The sequence below is a fragment of the Pedobacter sp. UBA4863 genome (genome assembly GCF_002399615.1).
Classification (GTDB): domain Bacteria; phylum Bacteroidota; class Bacteroidia; order Sphingobacteriales; family Sphingobacteriaceae; genus Pedobacter.
Genome location: NZ_DHDZ01000017.1, coordinates 61,293 through 62,602 on the forward strand (window position 1 = coordinate 61,293; position 1,310 = coordinate 62,602).

A 1,310-nucleotide genomic window follows, 5' to 3' on the forward strand; every position below is an offset into this window, starting at 1 on the left:
GATTTTCGGAAGGGATTTAAGGGGGCGGAATTTTATATTTTCAAAGGTCTTCAAGCTAGCTAAAGCTGGTCTTTTGTTTGCCCAAAGAAACGAAGCAAAGAAAGGGCACCTTTGGTTTAAGGTGCGTCCTCACTTGGCTTGTTCACATTTAAAAAGTAACAGCGCTTCATTTTTGCCTTCTCTTCTTTTGGCCGTTTTGCAAAAACCGCTTCGCTTCATGCTTGTAAGTGCTGTATCATTTGTACTACTACTCTTTTTAAATCTCCCGCACTAACCAAAGGGTTGGCGTGCTTGGCAATGCCAGTGCTTTTTTTGTTGGAAAGTGCTTGCGTTATGACAGATGGGCTACTATATGACTATTGGGACTTTGGGGACTTTTGTTTCGTTGGTTGTTGGCTGTTGAACATTGGTTGTTTTATGGTTGAGTGGTAGCTGTGGATGACATGGTGCAGATACTTTGTATGGGTTAGTGCAAAATGACTCTGAAATATTTTGAGATGATTTAGGTGCTCGACAATTTTGAAGGAATTATTAACCTAACTAAATTTTATGGAAAAATTTCCTTTTACAAGTGAAGGTGCTGCCGAGTTGGTAGCCGCCTTGTACGCATTACCTGACGCAGCACTACAAGCTGAAGCTGCCGAAGCCAATGCCGACTTTAGCGGATGGCTCTTGAAACACTTTGCCTTTGAGGCTTCGCAAGTGGCTTACCTAGGTAGTATGAGCCAAACACTGTTGAGTTTTATGGGCACACAAGTTGCTATGGCCATGCGCCACCGTTTAAAACTTGAGTTGATTAAACCCCTGAACAAAGGTTTAAGGGATAGTAAGCTCATTGAAACCAAGAGCAAGATTGATGCCGACGGAGGGGCTGATGGCGAAGAAAACGCCAGTGGCTCTGTTACGGTAGAGATTAGCTATTAAGCTGAAAACGCAGGGCCAAACAGCCCTTTGGTTCTGCGTTTTTGCTTTTTTGTTGGTAAGGAGTAAGGAGTTGGAAGACCGATGACCGAAGTTGAAAGAGTAAAGAGCAAGGAGCAAAGAGTAAAGATAAAAGTTGAAAGAACAAAGATTGAGGTTGAGATTGAGGTTGAGGTTAAAGTTGAAAGCTCAAAGACTAAAGCTGAAAGACCGATGACCGATGACCGAAGTTGAAAGAGTAAAGAGCAAGGAGTAAAGAGCAAAGATAAAAGTTGAAAGCTCAAAGACTAAAGACCGAGGACCGAGGACCGAGGACCGAAGCTGAAAGAGTAAAGAGCAAGGAGCAAAGAGTAAAGATAAAAGTTGAAAGTTGAAAGCTCAAAGACTAA

2 protein-coding genes are annotated in these 1,310 nt (G+C 42.4%); both read left to right on the forward strand.

From position 1 onward, the window contains the following. Positions 1 to 274, forward strand: a 274-nt coding sequence (locus B3I52_RS03010) for a hypothetical protein (RefSeq protein WP_293298545.1), incomplete at its 5' end; no start/stop codon positions are given. A gap of 275 nt (positions 275 to 549) precedes the next feature. After that, complete coding sequence (locus B3I52_RS03015; protein ID WP_293298547.1) at positions 550 to 924, forward strand: hypothetical protein; 375 nt, start codon at positions 550 to 552, stop codon at positions 922 to 924. Positions 925 to 1,310 lie beyond the last annotated feature (386 nt).